The sequence below is a fragment of the Enterobacter cloacae complex sp. FDA-CDC-AR_0132 genome (genome assembly GCF_003010695.1).
Classification (GTDB): domain Bacteria; phylum Pseudomonadota; class Gammaproteobacteria; order Enterobacterales; family Enterobacteriaceae; genus Enterobacter; species Enterobacter ludwigii.
The window spans coordinates 166,478-183,844 of sequence record NZ_CP027618.1 but is presented as its reverse complement, the minus strand read 5'-3'; the positions used below and the strand labels follow the sequence as shown (position 1 = coordinate 183,844).

Annotated in this window: 16 protein-coding genes; 13 read left to right on the top strand and 3 right to left on the bottom strand. The window is 58.0% G+C overall.

From position 1 onward, the window contains the following. The first annotated feature begins 10 nt into the window (after positions 1–10). The 5 genes from nuoJ to nuoN all read left to right on the top strand — a co-directional run bounded on the left by nuoJ (position 11) and on the right by nuoN (position 5,772). Positions 11–565, top strand: a complete 555-nt coding sequence (gene nuoJ / locus AM379_RS00850; protein ID WP_014170993.1) for an NADH-quinone oxidoreductase subunit J — start codon at positions 11–13, stop codon at positions 563–565. Then, a complete protein-coding gene (nuoK, locus tag AM379_RS00845; RefSeq protein ID WP_003861496.1) occupies positions 562–864 on the top strand; it encodes an NADH-quinone oxidoreductase subunit NuoK in 303 nt (100 codons plus the stop codon). Before nuoJ ends, nuoK begins: the two co-directional genes overlap by 4 nt. After that, the gene (gene nuoL / locus AM379_RS00840) at positions 861–2,702 is read left to right on the top strand and encodes an NADH-quinone oxidoreductase subunit L (RefSeq protein ID WP_014170992.1); all 1,842 of its coding nucleotides are present in this window, start codon (positions 861–863) and stop codon (positions 2,700–2,702) included. The genes nuoK and nuoL overlap by 4 nt, the downstream gene beginning before the upstream one ends. Positions 2,703–2,778: 76 nt before the next feature. Next, positions 2,779–4,308 carry an NADH-quinone oxidoreductase subunit M gene (nuoM, locus tag AM379_RS00835; RefSeq protein WP_014170991.1) on the top strand — a complete coding sequence of 510 codons (1,530 nt, stop codon included), beginning with the start codon at positions 2,779–2,781 and terminating at the stop codon, positions 4,306–4,308. A gap of 6 nt (positions 4,309–4,314) precedes the next feature. Next, positions 4,315–5,772: an NADH-quinone oxidoreductase subunit NuoN gene (gene nuoN / locus AM379_RS00830; protein ID WP_014170990.1), complete on the top strand. Its 1,458-nt coding sequence runs from the start codon at positions 4,315–4,317 to the stop codon at positions 5,770–5,772. Positions 5,773–5,874: 102 nt separating this feature from the next. On the opposite strand, the gene AM379_RS00825 is transcribed toward nuoN, so the two are convergent. After that, positions 5,875–6,879, bottom strand: coding sequence for a chemotaxis protein (locus AM379_RS00825; RefSeq protein WP_014170989.1), 1,005 nt, complete (start codon positions 6,877–6,879; stop codon positions 5,875–5,877). A gap of 64 nt (positions 6,880–6,943) precedes the next feature. Beyond that, a complete protein-coding gene (rnz, locus tag AM379_RS00820) occupies positions 6,944–7,861 on the bottom strand; it encodes a ribonuclease Z (protein WP_032678611.1) in 918 nt (305 codons plus the stop codon). A 70-nt stretch (positions 7,862–7,931) separates the two neighbouring features. On the opposite strand from rnz, the gene AM379_RS00815 reads away from it, so the two are divergent. The 8 genes from AM379_RS00815 (at position 7,932) to menE (ending at position 15,852) form a co-directional block, all read left to right on the top strand. Then, positions 7,932–8,393, top strand: coding sequence for a GNAT family N-acetyltransferase (locus tag AM379_RS00815; RefSeq protein ID WP_032678610.1), 462 nt, complete (start codon positions 7,932–7,934; stop codon positions 8,391–8,393). A 53-nt stretch (positions 8,394–8,446) separates the two neighbouring features. Continuing rightward, entirely contained in the window at positions 8,447–8,752 is a 306-nt protein-coding gene (elaB, locus tag AM379_RS00810) for a stress response protein ElaB (protein ID WP_020883147.1), read from the top strand. A 95-nt stretch (positions 8,753–8,847) separates the two neighbouring features. Continuing rightward, positions 8,848–10,143: an isochorismate synthase MenF gene (gene menF / locus AM379_RS00805; RefSeq protein ID WP_032678609.1), complete on the top strand. Its 1,296-nt coding sequence runs from the start codon at positions 8,848–8,850 to the stop codon at positions 10,141–10,143. Positions 10,144–10,231: 88 nt separating this feature from the next. Further along, positions 10,232–11,902 (top strand): 2-succinyl-5-enolpyruvyl-6-hydroxy-3-cyclohexene-1-carboxylic-acid synthase, encoded by a 1,671-nt coding sequence (menD, locus tag AM379_RS00800; RefSeq protein WP_032678608.1) that lies wholly within the window; start codon positions 10,232–10,234, stop codon positions 11,900–11,902. Continuing rightward, positions 11,899–12,675, top strand: a complete 777-nt coding sequence (gene menH, locus AM379_RS00795) for a 2-succinyl-6-hydroxy-2,4-cyclohexadiene-1-carboxylate synthase (RefSeq protein ID WP_106503366.1) — start codon at positions 11,899–11,901, stop codon at positions 12,673–12,675. Before menD ends, menH begins: the two co-directional genes overlap by 4 nt. Then, entirely contained in the window at positions 12,672–13,529 is an 858-nt protein-coding gene (menB, locus tag AM379_RS00790) for a 1,4-dihydroxy-2-naphthoyl-CoA synthase (protein WP_014170982.1), read from the top strand. The genes menH and menB overlap by 4 nt, the downstream gene beginning before the upstream one ends. Beyond that, the gene (gene menC / locus AM379_RS00785) at positions 13,529–14,494 is read left to right on the top strand and encodes an o-succinylbenzoate synthase (protein ID WP_032678606.1); all 966 of its coding nucleotides are present in this window, start codon (positions 13,529–13,531) and stop codon (positions 14,492–14,494) included. Before menB ends, menC begins: the two co-directional genes overlap by 1 nt. Continuing rightward, positions 14,491–15,852, top strand: a complete 1,362-nt coding sequence (gene menE / locus AM379_RS00780) for an o-succinylbenzoate--CoA ligase (protein ID WP_106503365.1) — start codon at positions 14,491–14,493, stop codon at positions 15,850–15,852. Before menC ends, menE begins: the two co-directional genes overlap by 4 nt. Here menE and AM379_RS00775 read toward each other — a convergent pair whose 3' ends face one another. Continuing rightward, positions 15,853–17,367 (bottom strand): tripartite tricarboxylate transporter permease, encoded by a 1,515-nt coding sequence (locus tag AM379_RS00775; protein WP_014170979.1) that lies wholly within the window; start codon positions 17,365–17,367, stop codon positions 15,853–15,855. It abuts the gene before it with no gap.

The following is a 17,367-nucleotide window of genomic DNA, read 5'->3' as shown; positions in this document are numbered from 1 at the left end:
GGAGAGGGCAATGGAATTCGCTTTTTATATCTGTGGCCTTATCGCCATCCTGGCTACGCTGCGAGTGATTACGCACACCAATCCGGTGCATGCGCTGCTGTACTTAATTATCTCGCTGCTGGCTATTTCCGGGGTGTTCTTTGCGCTGGGCGCGCACTTTGCTGGTGCGCTGGAGATCATCGTTTACGCCGGGGCCATCATGGTGCTGTTCGTCTTCGTGGTGATGATGCTGAACCTGGGCGGCTCTGAAATTGAGCAGGAACGTCAGTGGTTAAAACCGCAGGTCTGGATTGGCCCGGCGATCCTGTCGGCCATCATGCTGGTGGTCATTGTTTACGCCATTCTGGGCGTGAATGATCAGGGCATCGACGGCACGCCAATCGGCGCTAAAGAGGTGGGTATTACGCTGTTTGGCCCATACGTCCTGGCGGTTGAACTGGCCTCTATGCTGCTGCTGGCGGGCCTGGTTGTTGCCTTCCACGTTGGCCGCGAAGAGCGTGCTGGTGAGTTGCTGAGCAACCGCACTGACGACCGCGCGAAAAGAAAAACGGAGGAACGCGCATGATCCCCTTAACACATGGACTGATCCTCGCTGCGATTTTATTCGTTCTGGGCTTAACCGGTCTGGTTATCCGCCGCAATCTGCTGTTTATGCTGATCGGTCTGGAAATCATGATTAACGCCTCCGCGCTGGCCTTCGTGGTCGCCGGAAGCTACTGGGGCCAGACCGATGGTCAGGTGATGTACATTCTCGCCATCAGCCTCGCGGCTGCCGAAGCGAGTATTGGCCTGGCGCTGTTACTGCAGCTCCATCGTCGCCGCCAGAACCTGAACATCGATTCAGTAAGTGAGTTGCGTGGATGAACATGCTTGCCTTAACCATTATTTTTCCGCTGATTGGCTTCGTGCTGCTGGCGTTTTCTCGTGGCCGCTGGTCTGAGAATCTGTCCGCTACCGTCGGCATGGGCTCTGTGGGTCTGGCTGCGCTGGTGACAGCGTATGCGGGTATCGACTTCTTTAATAACGGGCGTCAGGCCTTCAGCGTACCGCTGTGGACCTGGATGTCGGTCGGTGATTTCAACATCGGTTTCAACCTGGTGCTGGATGGTCTCTCTCTGACCATGCTCTCCGTGGTAACCGGCGTGGGCTTCCTGATCCACATGTTTGCCTCCTGGTATATGCGTGGTGAAGAGGGTTACTCCCGCTTCTTCGCCTACACCAACCTGTTTATCGCGAGCATGGTTGTTCTGGTGCTGGCCGATAACCTGCTGTTGATGTATCTCGGCTGGGAAGGCGTGGGTCTCTGCTCTTATCTGCTGATCGGCTTCTACTATACCGATCCGAAGAATGGCGCAGCGGCCATGAAAGCGTTTGTCGTGACCCGTGTGGGTGACGTCTTCCTCGCCTTCGCGCTGTTCATTCTCTACAACGAACTGGGCACGCTGAATTTCCGCGAAATGGTAGAACTGGCGCCAGCGCACTTCGCTGCCGGCAATGACATGCTGTGGTGGGCAACGCTGATGCTGCTGGGTGGTGCCGTGGGTAAATCCGCGCAGCTGCCGTTGCAGACATGGCTGGCCGACGCGATGGCAGGTCCAACGCCTGTCTCCGCGCTGATCCACGCCGCAACCATGGTTACCGCTGGGGTCTACCTGATTGCGCGTACGCATGGTCTGTTCCTGATGACGCCGGAAATTCTGCATCTGGTGGGTATCGTTGGTGCGGTAACGCTGGTGCTGGCAGGCTTTGCCGCGCTGGTGCAAACCGACATCAAACGCGTTCTCGCGTACTCCACCATGAGCCAGATTGGTTATATGTTCCTGGCACTGGGTGTTCAGGCATGGGACGCAGCCATTTTCCACCTGATGACGCACGCGTTCTTTAAAGCGCTGCTGTTCCTCTCATCCGGTTCCGTGATTCTGGCCTGCCACCACGAGCAGAATATCTTCAAGATGGGCGGACTGCGTAAGTCCATTCCGCTGGTTTATGTCTGCTTCCTGGTGGGCGGCGCGGCGCTGGCGGCACTGCCGCTGATTACCGCGGGCTTCTTCAGTAAGGACGAAATCCTTGCCGGTGCCATGGCGAATGGTCATATCAATCTGATGGTTGCGGGTCTGGTCGGTGCGTTCATGACCTCCCTGTATACCTTCCGTATGATTTTCATCGTATTCCACGGTAAAGAACAAATTCACGCTCACGCAGGGAAGGGGATTACTCATCACCTGCCGCTGATTGTGCTGCTGGTACTCTCCACCTTCGTTGGCGCACTGATTGTGCCACCGCTGCAGGGCGTACTGCCGGACACCACCGAGCTTGAGCACGGTCGCGTTCTGACGCTTGAAATCACCTCGGGTGTGGTCGCTATCGCGGGCATCCTGATCGCAGCATGGCTGTGGCTGGGCAAACGTACGCTGGTGACTGCCGTTGCCAACAGTGCGCCAGGCCGCCTGCTGGGGACCTGGTGGTACAACGCGTGGGGCTTCGACTGGCTGTACGACATGATCTTCGTCAAGCCGTTCCTGGGCATTGCGTGGCTGCTGAAACGCGATCCGCTGAACTCCCTGATGAATATCCCGGCGATCCTTTCCCGCTTTGCAGGTAAAGGCCTGCTGTTCAGCGAGAACGGTTACCTGCGCTGGTATGTGGCGTCCATGAGCATCGGTGCGGTTGTCGTGCTGGCGCTGCTGATGGTGTTGCGTTGATCGTTAAGTGAATTTTATTCGAATTCGTTGAAAATCAGGCCCCTGCTGGGGGCCTTAAAAAGGAATGTAAATCGCCATGTTACTACCCTGGCTAATATTAATTCCCTTCATCGGCGGCTTCCTGTGCTGGCAGACTGAACGCTTTGGCGTGAAGATGCCGCGCTGGATCGCGCTGATCACCATGGGATTGACGCTCGCGCTTGGTCTGCAACTGTGGTTGCAGGGTGGCTACTCTCTGACGCAGTCTGCGGGGATTCCGCAGTGGCAGTCTGAATTTATTCTGCCGTGGATCCCGCGTTTTGGGATAACCATTCACCTGGCTATCGACGGTCTGTCGCTGCTGATGGTGGTGCTGACGGGTCTGCTCGGCGTTCTGGCGGTACTGTGCTCCTGGCGAGAAATTGAAAAATACCAGGGCTTCTTCCACCTGAACCTGATGTGGATCCTGGGCGGCGTTATCGGCGTGTTCCTTGCCATCGACATGTTCCTGTTCTTCTTCTTCTGGGAGATGATGCTGGTGCCGATGTACTTCCTGATCGCGCTGTGGGGCCATAAGGCGTCCGACGGTAAAACGCGTATCACGGCGGCAACCAAGTTCTTCATCTATACCCAGGCGAGCGGTCTGGTGATGTTGATTGCGATTCTGGCGCTGGTGTTTGTTCACCATACGGCGACCGGTATCTGGACCTTCAACTATGAAGACCTGCTGAAGACCCCGATGTCTCACGGTGTGGAATACCTGCTGATGCTGGGCTTCTTCATTGCCTTCGCGGTGAAAATGCCGGTGGTTCCCCTGCACGGCTGGCTGCCAGACGCGCACTCACAGGCGCCAACGGCGGGTTCCGTTGACCTGGCGGGGATCTTGCTGAAAACCGCGGCCTACGGTCTGCTGCGTTTCGCTCTGCCGCTGTTCCCGAATGCGTCCGCTGAGTTCGCGCCAATTGCGATGTGGCTTGGTGTGATCGGTATCTTCTACGGTGCCTGGATGGCCTTCACGCAGTACGACATTAAACGTCTGATTGCGTACACCTCCGTTTCCCACATGGGCTTTGTACTGATTGCCATCTACACCGGCAGCCAGCTGGCTTACCAGGGTGCGGTTATCCAGATGATTGCGCACGGTCTGTCCGCAGCCGGTCTCTTCATCCTGTGTGGTCAGCTGTACGAACGTCTTCACACCCGTGACATGCGTATGATGGGCGGTCTGTGGAGCAAAATTAAATGGCTGCCAGCGCTCTCTATGTTCTTCGCGGTGGCCACGCTGGGTATGCCAGGCACCGGTAACTTCGTCGGCGAATTTATGATTCTGTTCGGCAGCTTCAAAGTGGTGCCGGTCATTACCGTGATCTCCACCTTTGGTCTGGTGTTCGCTTCCGTTTACTCGCTGGCGATGCTGCATCGCGCTTACTTCGGTAAAGCGAAGAGCGAAATTGCTGCAAAAGAACTGCCGGGGATGTCGCTGCGTGAGCTGTTCATCATCCTGCTGCTGGTCGTACTGCTGGTGCTGTTGGGCTTCTTCCCGCAGCCAATTCTGGATACCTCGCACTCCGCGATGGGGAATATCCAGCAGTGGTTTGTTAATTCTGCTTCTACTACAAGGCCGTAATTCGCCATGACAATAACTCCACAACAACTGATCGCGCTGCTACCGCTGCTGATCGTCGGATTGACGGTGGTGGTTGTGATGCTCTCCATTGCGTGGCGACGCAATCACTTCCTGAATGCCACGCTGTCGGTCATCGGTCTGAACGCCGCATTAGTCTCTCTCTGGTTTGTTGGCCAGGGCGGGGCGATGGACGTCACTCCACTGATGCGCGTTGACGGCTATGCCATGCTGTACTCGGGTCTGGTTCTGCTGGCGAGCCTGGCAACCTGTACGTTTGCGTACCCATGGCTGGAAGGCTACAACGACAACAAAGAAGAGTTTTACCTGCTGGTACTGATTGCCGCGCTGGGCGGTATTCTGCTGGCGAATGCGAACCATCTGGCTGCGCTGTTCCTCGGTATTGAGCTTATCTCTCTGCCGCTGTTCGGTCTGATTGGTTACGCTTTCCGTCAGAAACGTTCTCTGGAAGCGAGCATCAAGTACACCATTCTGTCTGCTGCCGCGTCGTCTTTCCTGCTGTTTGGTATCGCGCTGCTGTACGCACAGTCCGGAAACCTCTCTTTCATGGCGCTCGGCAAGAGCCTCGGCGACGGTATGCTGCACGAACCGCTGCTGCTGGCGGGTCTGGGCATGATGATTGTTGGCCTTGGCTTTAAGCTCTCTCTGGTTCCGTTCCACCTGTGGACGCCAGACGTCTACCAGGGCGCGCCTGCTCCAGTCTCAACCTTCCTGGCGACGGCGAGCAAAATCGCTATCTTCGGGGTGGTGATGCGTCTGTTCCTGTACGCGCCGGTGGGTGACAGCGAAGCGGTTCGCGTGGTGCTGGGTATCATCGCGTTTGCTTCCATCATCTTCGGTAACCTGATGGCGCTGAGCCAGACCAATATTAAACGTCTGCTGGGCTACTCATCTATCTCCCATCTGGGCTACCTGATGGTGGCACTGATTGCGCTGCAGAGCGGTGAGATGTCGATGGAGACCGTCGGTGTTTACCTGGCCGGTTACCTGTTCAGCAGCCTCGGCGCGTTCGGCGTGGTGAGCCTGATGTCCAGCCCGTACCGTGGTCCGGATGCAGATTCCCTGTTCTCCTACCGTGGTCTGTTCTGGCACCGTCCGATTCTGTCCGCCGTTATGACAGTAATGATGCTCTCTCTGGCGGGTATTCCGATGACGCTGGGCTTTATCGGTAAGTTCTACGTGCTGGCAGTGGGTGTGCAGGCACACCTGTGGTGGCTGACGGCGGGCGTGGTTATCGGCTCTGCAATCGGTCTCTACTACTACCTGCGTGTGGCCGTGAGTCTGTATCTGAGTGCACCTCAGCAACTGAACCGCGATGCGCCGCGTAACTGGCAGTACAGCGCCGGTGGTATCGTGGTACTGATCTCCGCGCTGCTGGTACTGATCTTCGGTATCTATCCACAGCCGCTGATCACCATCGTGCAGCACGCGATGCCGCTGATGTAATCACGTTGCTGTTTGACCGCAGTGAATAAAAAAACCCGCCTCGGCGGGTTTTTTGTTGGCTTGCGGCCTTGCCCTGTCGGGAAGGCGTGAGCCTGCTGAAAGTTAAGCCAGCTGTTTACGGCTAATCAGCGGACCGTCAATCTTCTTCATTGACCGATCCAGAACTTCTTCAATGACTGACGAGAGTTCATTGAGTTCAAACTTTGCCACGTAACCGTCGGCTTTCACCTTACGAATATGATCTTCGTTAGCATTGCCGGAGAGGGAAGAGTGGATCACCACCGGAATATCTTTCAACAGCGGATCGGTTTTGATTTTACGCGTCAGGGTAAAGCCGTCCATCTCCGGCATTTCCAGGTCGGTCAGCACCAGTGCAATCTTATCGGTAATCGGCACACCTTCAGCCTGAGCCTGCGCCGCCAGCACGCTAATTTTCTCCCACGCGTCTTTGCCGGTGATATGCAGCTGCGCCGGGATCTCCATCGCCTGCAGACCTTTTTCCAGCATCGAGCGTGCCACTTTAGAGTCTTCGGCGACAATCGCGACGGCACCGGGCTTGATGTGGAATTTCGTGGTCTTCAGATCCGTGGCATGCAGGTCGTGGTTGGCCGGGGTGATGTCATACAGGATCTGCTCAACGTCGAGCACCATCGCCAGCTCATTGGTATCGGTCTTCTCATCCAGACAGGCGATACTGGTGATGTACCGCCCGCTGACGGCAGTTTCCGCCGCGTGCACCTGCTTCCAGTCAAGACGCATGATGTTCTCAACGGATTCCACCGCAAAAGCCTGCACGCTGCGGGCATATTCCGTGATCAGCAGGATGTTCAGCCCGGTGGTTGGCTTACAGCCCGCCACGGCAGCCAGGTCGATTACCGGGATAACCTGATCGCGAATATTCACCATGCCCATCAGCGGTGATTTCATCCCGGCGGGTTTCGTGAACTCTGGCATCGGCACAATTTCACGCAGCTTAAAGACGTTAATGCCAAACAGCTCGGATTTATTTGCGTTCAGAGAGGTGCCAAGACGGAACAGCAACAGTTCAAAACGGTTCGACAGGGTGAGATTCGCCCTGTCATCAATATCTTTCTGGAAATTATCCATTCTACCCTCGAGAGAAATGCTGACCTTTTAATCGTTATCGGCACTCTGAGAGAAAAATGAAGGACTAAACGCTGACCTTAGCGAAATCTTCGGCCAGCTCACATTCCTGGAACCGTTCACGGCACTCTGCCAGCAGGCGTTCACAGCCCCGGGCATCGTAGCGCGAGCTGACATGGGTGACGATCAGTTTCCCGACGCCCGCGTCACGCGCAAGCTGCGCCGCCTGGTACGTAGAGCTATGGCCCCGGCTGTTGGCTTTCTCTTCCATCGCCGCCTCGAGGGTGGCTTCATGCACCATGAGATCCACACCCTGCGCCAGCAGCAACGCCGACGGGCACGGGGCCGTGTCGCCAAAAATCGCCAGTTTTTTCCCGGGCTGCGGGGCGGCGAGGTAATCCTGCCCGTTGATGACGCGCCCGTCTTCTAGCGTCACGGTTTCGCCCTGCTTCAGACGCTGGAACAGCGGCCCGGGTTTAATCCCGTCGGCCAGTAACGCCGACGCATTGAGCGCGCCGGGTTTATCCTGCTCCTCAATGCGATAACCATAGCACTCTACCGGATGGCTCAGGGGTTGGGCTGTCACCCGATACACACCGTCATCCAGCACCAGACCGGCGGTTATCTCCACCACCTCCAGGGGATAATCTGTCCATGAGCCGCTCAGGCGCAGCGTGGTGTCGACAAATTCCCGGATACCCGCAGGCCCGTAAATCGTCAGCGGGTTGGCATTGCCCGCCATTGAGCGGCTGCACAGCAGGCCAGGCAGGCCAAACAGATGGTCGCCATGCAGATGGGTAATGAAAATGTTATCCAGTTTGCCGGGATGATACGGGGTATGTAACAGCTGATGCTGCGTTCCTTCACCGCAGTCAAAAAGCCATAATCCACCCCGCGTCGGGTGCTGCAAATCCAGCAGAATCGCGGTCACATTTCGTGATCGGGTTGGCACTCCAGCGGACGTACCGAGAAAAATCAGTTCCATAACGTAATCAGCCCTTTGCCGAACGGGGAGGGGTTTAGTATAACGTGAGGAACCCAGGAAGGAGACTGACATGATCCAGTGGCAAGATTTACACCATAGTGAGCTCACGGTAACGTCACTTTACGCGCTGCTTAAACTGCGTTGCGAAGTGTTTGTTGTTGAACAAACCTGCCCGTATCAGGATATCGATGGCGATGATCTTATTGGTGAGAATCGCCATATTCTTGGCTGGCGGGACAACGCGCTGGTGGCGTATGCGAGGATTCTGAAAAGCGAAGACGATTTTGAGCCTGTCGTGATTGGTCGCGTGATTATCAGCGGCAACGCGCGTGGTGAAAAACTGGGCTATCAGCTGATGAAAAAAACGCTGGAAGCGTGCCAAAAACAGTGGCCGGACAAGGCGTTATATCTGGGCGCGCAGGCGCACCTGCAACCGTTCTATGGGCATTTTGGGTTTACCCCCGTGACGGACGTGTACGATGAGGACGGTATTCCACACATCGGCATGGCGCGGGAAGCGAAACAGGCGTAATGGCGAGTCGTTGGCTATAGTTAGCGGACTGGTGTACTAACATGGAGAAAAATATGTCATTTCAATCCTGGGATACCCGTATCGATGACGACCTGGCCTTGCTGAGCGAAACGCTGGAAGAGGTGTTACGTTCGTCGGGCGACCCTGCCGATCAGAAATATATTGAGCTGAAAGCCCGTGCCGAAAAAGCGCTGGATGATGTTAAAAATCGCGTCAGCCATGCTTCGGACAATTACTACTACCGCGCGAAAAAGGCGGTATACCGTGCCGATGATTACGTCCATGAAAAACCATGGCAAGGCATCGGGGTAGGGGCAGCTGTCGGGCTGGTGTTGGGGCTGCTTTTAGCCCGCCGTTAACGTTCCTTATACGGTTAACCACTCCCTATACGTGGGTACTGCTATTTATGGTCAGTACCCCGTATAATATGCGGTTTTAACAGGGAGAGGTTCGCGTGAATTCGATTTCCACCGCGCTGGAGCATCTGCGTAGCCAGCTTACGCAAGCGTTACCCACTGCACCCGGTTTACATCACTTCGACGTCTCTTTCCCGTTAAACGACGCCTTCGATCCCCTGGCCTGGTTGGGCGTTCAGCATTGCTATCCTCAGTTTTACTGGCAACAGCGTAACGGTGATGAAGAACTTGCTGCGCTTGGTGCCGTCGCGCATTTCTCCTCTCTGGCATTTGCCTCACAGTTTTTGCAGGCGCATGATGCGGCCCGTGACACGCGTATCTGCGGCCTGAATGCGTTTAATCCCGAGCAGGGCAGTCTGTTTTTACCGCGTCTGCTGTGGCGACGTACCGCCGGACAGGCCACGTTACGCCTGCAGCTGTGGAGCGACAGTTCACTTCACGATGATGCCCGCGCCGCGCTGGATTTTCTCCAGCAGCTCGGTGAGGCAAGACCCATTCGTCCGCTGTCCGTTGAGGTTGTGCAGGAAAAGCATCATCCGGAACAACCCGAATGGCTGCGCCTTATCCGCAAGGCAACCCAGACCATCGCTCGCGGTGATTTTGAAAAGGTGGTGCTCGCCCGGGCAACCGACCTGCAGTTTAAGCACTCTGTTAACCCTGTCGCACTGATGGCTGCCAGCCGCGCCCTGAACCTGAACTGCTACCATTTCTGCATGGTATTCGATGCCAGCAACGCGTTTCTCGGCTCGACCCCCGAGCGCCTGTGGCGCAGACGCGGCAAGCTGCTGCGCACGGAAGCGCTGGCAGGCACCGTCGCCAGCCATACCGATGATAAACAGGCTGAACGGCTGGGCGACTGGCTGATGAACGACGACAAAAATCAGCGAGAAAATATGCTGGTGGTGGAAGATATTTGCCAGCGGCTCCAGCACCATACCCAGACGCTGGAGGTGCTGCCCGCCCAGGTTGTACGGCTGCGTAAAGTACAGCATCTGCGTCGCTGTATCTGGACCGAGCTCAAACACGCTGACGATGCACAATGCCTGCATGTTCTGCAGCCCACGGCGGCCGTCGCCGGCCTGCCGCGTCAGGCGGCGCGCGACTTTATCTACCACAACGAGCCGTTCGACCGCGAGTGGTACGCAGGTTCTGCCGGGTATTTATCCCCTGAACAAAGCGAGTTCTGCGTGGCGTTGCGTTCTGCCCGTGTTTACGAAGACGCCCTGCGGCTGTACGCCGGGGCAGGAATTGTCAGCGGCTCTGACCCGGAGCAGGAGTGGCAGGAGATAGAAAACAAAGCGGCCGGACTGCGCTCTCTGCTCCTAAGGGATTAATACTGATTCGCGCAATCCCGATTCATATCAAAATTCCAATTTTTTCTATTATTTATACTGTGTCGCATTCTTGATACCGGACAATCTCATGTCAGTAAGTTCTTTTAACCGACGCTGGGCGGCGGTGATCCTTGAAGCCCTGACTCGCCATGGCGTCAGGCACGTGTGTATTGCACCGGGTTCTCGTTCAACGCCGCTGACGCTGGCGGCCGCTGAAAACCGGGCATTTATTCACCACACTCATTTTGATGAACGCGGGCTTGGCCATCTGGCGCTGGGGCTGGCGAAAGTCAGCAACGAGCCTGTGGCGGTGATTGTGACCTCCGGTACCGCGGTGGCAAACCTCTATCCGGCGCTGATCGAAGCCGGATTAACCGGGGAGAAACTGATCCTGCTGACCGCGGATCGTCCCCCCGAGCTTATCGACTGTGGCGCCAACCAGGCCATTCGTCAGCCGGGCATCTTTGCCTCGCATCCTTCACAGGCAATCGCGCTACCGCGTCCTACTCAGGATATTCCGGCAAGCTGGCTGGTCTCGACAATCGATCATGCCATCGGGACACTGCGCAGCGGGGCGCTGCATATTAACTGTCCGTTTGCCGAACCGCTGTATGGTGAAATGGATGACACCGGTCTTGAATGGCAGCGCACCCTGGGTGAGTGGTGGCAAAGTGAAAAGCCGTGGCTGCGTGCACAACCGCATCCTGAAAGCGCCAGACAACGTGACTGGTTCTTCTGGCGGCAGAAGCGTGGCGTGGTGGTTGCCGGGCGCATGAGCGCCGCGCAAGGCAAGCTGGTTGCGGAATGGGCGCAAACCCTTGGCTGGCCGCTGATTGGCGACGTGCTTTCCCAGACCGGTCAGCCGCTGCCGTGTGCCGACCTCTGGCTGGGGAATGCGAAGGCGGTCACCGAGCTTTCGCAGGCGCAGATTATTGTCCAGCTCGGCTCAAGCCTGACCGGTAAACGGTTACTGCAGTGGCAGGCAACCTGTGATCCAGAAGAGTACTGGCTGGTGGACTCACTGGAAGGGCGGCTCGACCCGGCACACCATCGTGGTCGTCGTCTGGTCAGTGAGATTGACGCCTGGCTTGCACTCCATCCGGCTGAAAAACGCAAGCCCTGGGCCGTTGCGATCCCGGCGCTTTCGGAACAGGCCTGGGCGTTAACCCAGGCGAGCTGCGAAGCATTCAGTGAGGCCGGGCTGGCACACCGTATTCGTCAGTATCTGCCCGAGCAGGGGCAGCTCTTTGTCGGCAACAGTCTGGTGGTTCGCCTGATAGATGCCTTTTCAAAGCTGCCAGCCGGTTACCCGGTCTACAGTAACCGGGGGGCCAGCGGCATTGACGGGTTGATCTCCACGGCGGCGGGCGTACAGCGTGCCAGCGCGAAGTCTACGCTGGCGATCGTCGGCGATCTCTCCGCGCTGTACGACCTCAATGCCCTGGCGCTGCTGCGTCAGGTTTCGGCACCGTTTGTGCTGATTGTGGTTAACAACAACGGTGGACAGATTTTCTCCCTGCTGCCCACCCCGCAGAGCGAACGTGAGCGTTTCTATCTGATGCCCCAGAACGTGCAGTTTGAACACGCCGCGGCAATGTTCAGCCTGAAATACCATCGCCCGGAAAGCTGGGAGGCGCTTGATGCGGCCCTCAGCAGCGCCTGGCGACAGCCCGGTGCGACGCTGATCGAACTGGTGGTGAACGATGCTGACGGCGCGCAGAAACTGCAAAGCCTGCTGGCCCAGGTAAGCCACCTGTGATCCTCGCGGGCGTGCAGCAGGCTGGAAAGCCGGGTTATCCCTGGCTGGTCTTTTTGCACGGTTTTTCCGGGGATTGCCGCGAGTGGCAGACGGTCGGGGCGGCGCTGAGCGATTACCCGCAGCTGTATCTCGACCTGCCGGGGCACGGTGATTCCGGCAATACTGGCGTGACCGGGTTAGAGGAGATGAGCGATTTGCTGACCCGAACCCTGCTTAGTTACAACATACTGAATTTCTGGCTGGTGGGGTACTCCCTCGGCGGCCGCATTGCGATGTTCCATGCCTGCCAGCAGCCAGAGGGGCTGAAGGGCATTATTGTGGAAGGCGGCCATCCCGGGCTACAGGACGCCGGTGAGCGGAGTGCGCGGCTGGCATCCGATCGCCGCTGGGCGCGGCGCTTTCGTACCGAGGCGCTCGACGTGGTTTTCACTGACTGGTACCGACAACCCGTATTTGCTTCCCTGACGGACGTTCAGCGGCAGGCGCTTATTCGCCTGCGTAGCCAGAACAATGGCGCGACTCTGGCGATGATGCTCGAGGCCACCTCGCTGGCCGTGCAGTCTGATTTGCGTCCGGCACTGAGCGCCTGCAACGTCGCTTTTGATTATTTATATGGTGAACGTGATGAGAAGTTCAAAGCCCTTGCGGCTGAACTGCACGCCGTACGCCATGCGATCCCCCATGCCGGACACAACGCCCACCGGGAAAACCCCGCTGCGGTTGCTGCGAGTCTGGCTCAGATACTGCGTCTTCGAATAAAGGACTCTCTATGATCTATCCTGATGAACACATGCTCTATGCGCCGGTTGAATGGCAAGACTGCTCCGAAGGTTACTCCGACATTCGTTACCACAAATCCGCAGACGGCATTGCCAAAATCACCATCAACCGCCCGCAGGTGCGTAACGCGTTCCGTCCGCTGACCGTCAAAGAGATGATTCAGGCGCTGGCAGACGCGCGCTATGACGACAACATCGGTGTTATCGTCCTGACCGGCGAAGGTGAAAAAGCGTTCTGTGCCGGTGGCGATCAGAAAGTGCGCGGCGATTACGGCGGATACCAGGATGACTCTGGCGTTCACCACCTGAACGTGCTCGATTTCCAGCGCCAGATCCGCACCTGTCCAAAACCGGTGGTGGCGATGGTGGCAGGCTACTCCATCGGCGGCGGCCATGTGCTTCACATGATGTGTGACCTGACCATTGCCGCAGAGAACGCCATCTTTGGCCAGACGGGCCCGAAAGTGGGTTCGTTCGATGGTGGCTGGGGGGCTTCCTACATGGCTCGCATTGTCGGTCAGAAAAAAGCCCGCGAAATCTGGTTCCTGTGCCGTCAGTACACTGCTCAGGAAGCGCTGGATATGGGCCTGGTGAACACCGTGGTGCCAATTGCCGACCTCGAGAAAGAGACCGTGCGCTGGTGTCGTGAAATGCTGCAAAACAGCCCAATGGCGCTACGCTGCCTGAAAGCGGCCCTGAATGCCGACTGTGACGGTCAGGCAGGTCTGCAGGAGCTGGCAGGTAACGCCACCATGCTGTTCTACATGACCGAAGAAGGGCAGGAAGGTCGCAACGCCTTTAACGAAAAACGCCAGCCTGACTTCAGCAAATATAAACGGAATCCGTAATGCGTCGCGCGCAGGTTTACCGCTGGCAGATACCGATGGACGCGGGCGTGGTGCTGCGTGAACGGCGGTTAAAAACCCGTGATGGCATGCTGGTGCATTTGCAGCAGGGCGAGCAGGAAGGCTGGGGCGAGATTTCGCCGCTGCCGGGTTTTAGCCTTGAATCGCTGGATGACGCGCAGGCGGTATTGCTGGCGTGGGCCAGTGAGTGGCGTGAGGGCGCGAACCCGGCGTTGCCGGAGGTGCCTTCCGCGGCTTTTGGTATTAGCTGCGCGCTGGCGGAGCTGGACGGTAGCTTGCCTGCAGAGGCTAATTACCGCGCGGCACCGCTCTGTACGGGCGATCCGGATGAACTGTTTGCGCTGCTCGCCGCCATGCCGGGCGAGAAAGTGGCGAAAATCAAAGTCGGTCTCTATGAAGCGGTGCGCGATGGGATGGTCGCTAACCTCTTACTGGAAGCATTGCCCGACCTGCATCTGCGTCTGGATGCTAACCGCGCCTGGACGCCGCTGAAGGCGCAGCAGTTCGCGAAGTACGTAAACCCGGCGTACCGCAGTCGCATCGCGTTTCTGGAAGAGCCGTGTAAAACCCGCGACGATTCCCGGGCGTTTGCCCGTGAAACCGGCATTGCCATCGCGTGGGATGAAAGCCTGCGTGAAGACGGCTTTGCGTTTGTCGCCGAACCGGGTGTCCGCGCGGTGGTCATTAAACCGACGTTGACCGGCAGCCTTGCTAAGGTACGTGAGCAGGTCGCGGCGGCCCATGCCGCCGGGCTGACGGCGGTCATTAGCTCTTCGATTGAGTCCAGCCTGGGGCTAACTCAACTGGCGCGCATTGCCGCCTGGTTAACGCCAGACACTGTCCCCGGTCTCGATACGCTGAACCTGATGCAAAATCAGCTTATCCGTCCGTGGCCAGACAGCACGCTGCCGCTCCTTGACGTTGAGGGGCTGGAGCCGTTGCTATGAGTTTTACCGACTGGCCGTGGCGACACTGGTGCGCGCAGTATGCTGATAAACCGGCCCTGAGGCTGAACGATGAGACGCTCAGCTGGCAACAGCTGTGTGCGCGCATCGACAGACTGGCCGCAGGCTTTCAGCTGCAGGGTGTGCAGGAGGGCGACGGCGTACTGCTGCTGGCGCATAATCACCCGCAAACCCTGATGGCGTGGCTGGCATTGCTTCAGTGCGGGGCACGTATTCTTCCCGTTAACCCGCAGCTGCCGCATCCGCTGCTGGACGTGTTGCTCCCGCAGATGACGCTGCGCTTTGCCCTGGTGCTGGACGGCGTCTACGACGGGCTGGTGGCACTCAGCATGCGCGAGGCGCCGGGCGGGTGTCGCGTGGCGTGGCAACCATCGCGGCTGGCTTCCATGACGCTGACATCCGGTTCAACCGGTTTACCCAAGGCGGCGGTCCATACCTGTGCCGCCCATCTTGCCAGTGCACGCGGCGTGCTTTCGCTGATGCCCTACGGCGATGAAGACGACTGGCTGCTCTCCCTGCCGCTGTTTCATGTCTCCGGGCAGGGGATTTTGTGGCGCTGGTTGCAGGCCGGCGCGCGCTTAACCGTCCGCGAGAAGCAGCCGCTGGCGCAGGCCCTGCAGGGCTGTACGCATGCCTCACTGGTACCGACGCAGCTCTGGCGTCTGCTTAATGCACACCAGCCTGTCGCGCTGAAAGCCGTACTGCTTGGCGGGGCCGCGATCCCCGTTGATCTGACTCAGCAGGCGAGCCAGCGGGGGATCCGCACTTTCTGTGGCTACGGTCTGACGGAGTTTGCCTCAACGGTTTGCGCCAAAGAGGCGGACGGTGAACCGGACGTCGGCGCTGCGTTGCCGGGCAGAGAGGTGCGGGTGGTTGACGGTGAAGTGTGGATCAAAGCGCAAAGTATGGCCGCAGGTTACTGGCGGGACGGTGCATTGATTCCGCTGACCAATGCTCAGGGCTGGTTTGCCACCCGCGATCGCGGGGAATGGCATGACGGGCGCCTGACGATCCTTGGCCGAATGGACAACCTCTTTTTCAGCGGGGGCGAAGGGATCCAGCCGGAAAGCCTTGAGCGGGTTATTGCCCGTCATCCGCAGATAAACCAGGCGTTTATCGTCCCACTCGATGACGCCGAGTTCGGTCAGCGTCCGGTGGCGGTGGTGGAGTGTGAACCGGGAACCGATATCACCGGCTTCCCGGCATGGGTGCAGGGTAAACTGGCGCGCTTTGAGCAGCCGGTGCACTGGCTGATGCTGCCGGCAGAGCTTAAAAATGGCGGGATTAAGATCTCCCGCCAGGCATTAAAACAGTGGGTCACCCGTCTGTTGAAAGGATAATCAACCGATATCCGGTGCCGGTTTGCGCTGGCGGCGACGCAGCAGACGCAATACCGGCGGAACCACAATCACCAGGATGGCCATCGCTAACAGCACCTTCGTCACGCTGCTGTCCCACAGAATAGACATATTGCCGTTGCTGATGGACAAGGCGCGGCGCAGGTTCTGCTCCAGCATCTCTCCCAGCACAAAGCCTAAAATCAGCGGTGACATCGGGAAGTGCATCTTACGCAGGATGTAGCCCAGTACGCCAAGCAGCACCATCAGCACCAGATCGAAAGTGGTGCTGTGTACCGCATACACCCCCACCGCAGAGACGGCCGCGATAGCCGGCACCAGGAACCACAGGGGAATTGTCAGCATCCGGGTGAACAGACCAATCAGCGGAATGTTCATGACCAGCAGCATCACGTTGGCGATCAGCAGCGCTGCAATCAACCCCCAGACAATATCCGGCTGCTCGGTAAACATGGCCGGTCCAGGCGTAATGTTATAGAGCGTCAGCGCGCCCATCATCACCGCCGTGGTGCCCGAACCCGGTACGCCAAGGGTCAGCATCGGGATAAACGAACCGCAGGCCGAGGCGTTATTCGCAGCCTCTGGTGCCGCTACCCCGCGAATGTCCCCCTTGCCGAAGCTGTCACTGTTGCCGCTGAGCTTTTTCTCGGTCATGTAAGTGATGGCGCTGGCGATGGTGGCCCCGGCCCCCGGCAGAATGCCGACGAAGAAGCCAATCACCGACGAACGCAGCGTCGCGCCGATACACTGTGCGCCCTCTTTGGCACTGAAAAGCATGCGGCCCGTTTTACGCACCAGCGTCTGTCCGCTGCTGGTATGTTCCAGCATCAATAAAATTTCAGAGACCGAGAACAGGCCAATCACGACCACGATAAACTGCACACCGTCGGAAAGGTGCACGCTGTCAAAGGTAAAGCGATAAACCCCGGTGTTGGCATCCACGCCGACGGTGGCTAACCCTAAACCAATCAACGCGGACAAAAACGATTTCAGCGGATTCTGCGCCATCATGCTGCCGAGACAGGCGATGGCAAAGACCATCAGCGCAAAATACTCTGCCGGACCAAACGCCAGCGACCACTGGGCCAGCGCAGGGGCAAAAAGAATGATACCGCCGATGGCAATCAGCGAACCACAAAACGAACTGACCGCGGAGATGGACAGCGCCACGCCACCGCGACCCTGCCGTGCCATCGGGTAGCCATCCAGCGCGGTCATAATGGCCGCCGCATCGCCTGGCACGTTCAGCAGGATGGATGAAATACGCCCGCCATATTCACAGCCGATATACACCGTCGCCAGCAGGATCAGCGCCGATTCCGCAGGCAGATGCAGGGCAAACGCCAGCGGGAGTAAAATGGCGACGCCGTTAATCGGCCCAAGGCCGGGCAGCAGACCCACAATGGTCCCGACAAAGCAGCCGATCAGGGCTATCACCAGGTTTTCGGGGGTCATCGCCACGGCGAACCCCTGCGAGAGATAAATCCAGGTATCCAT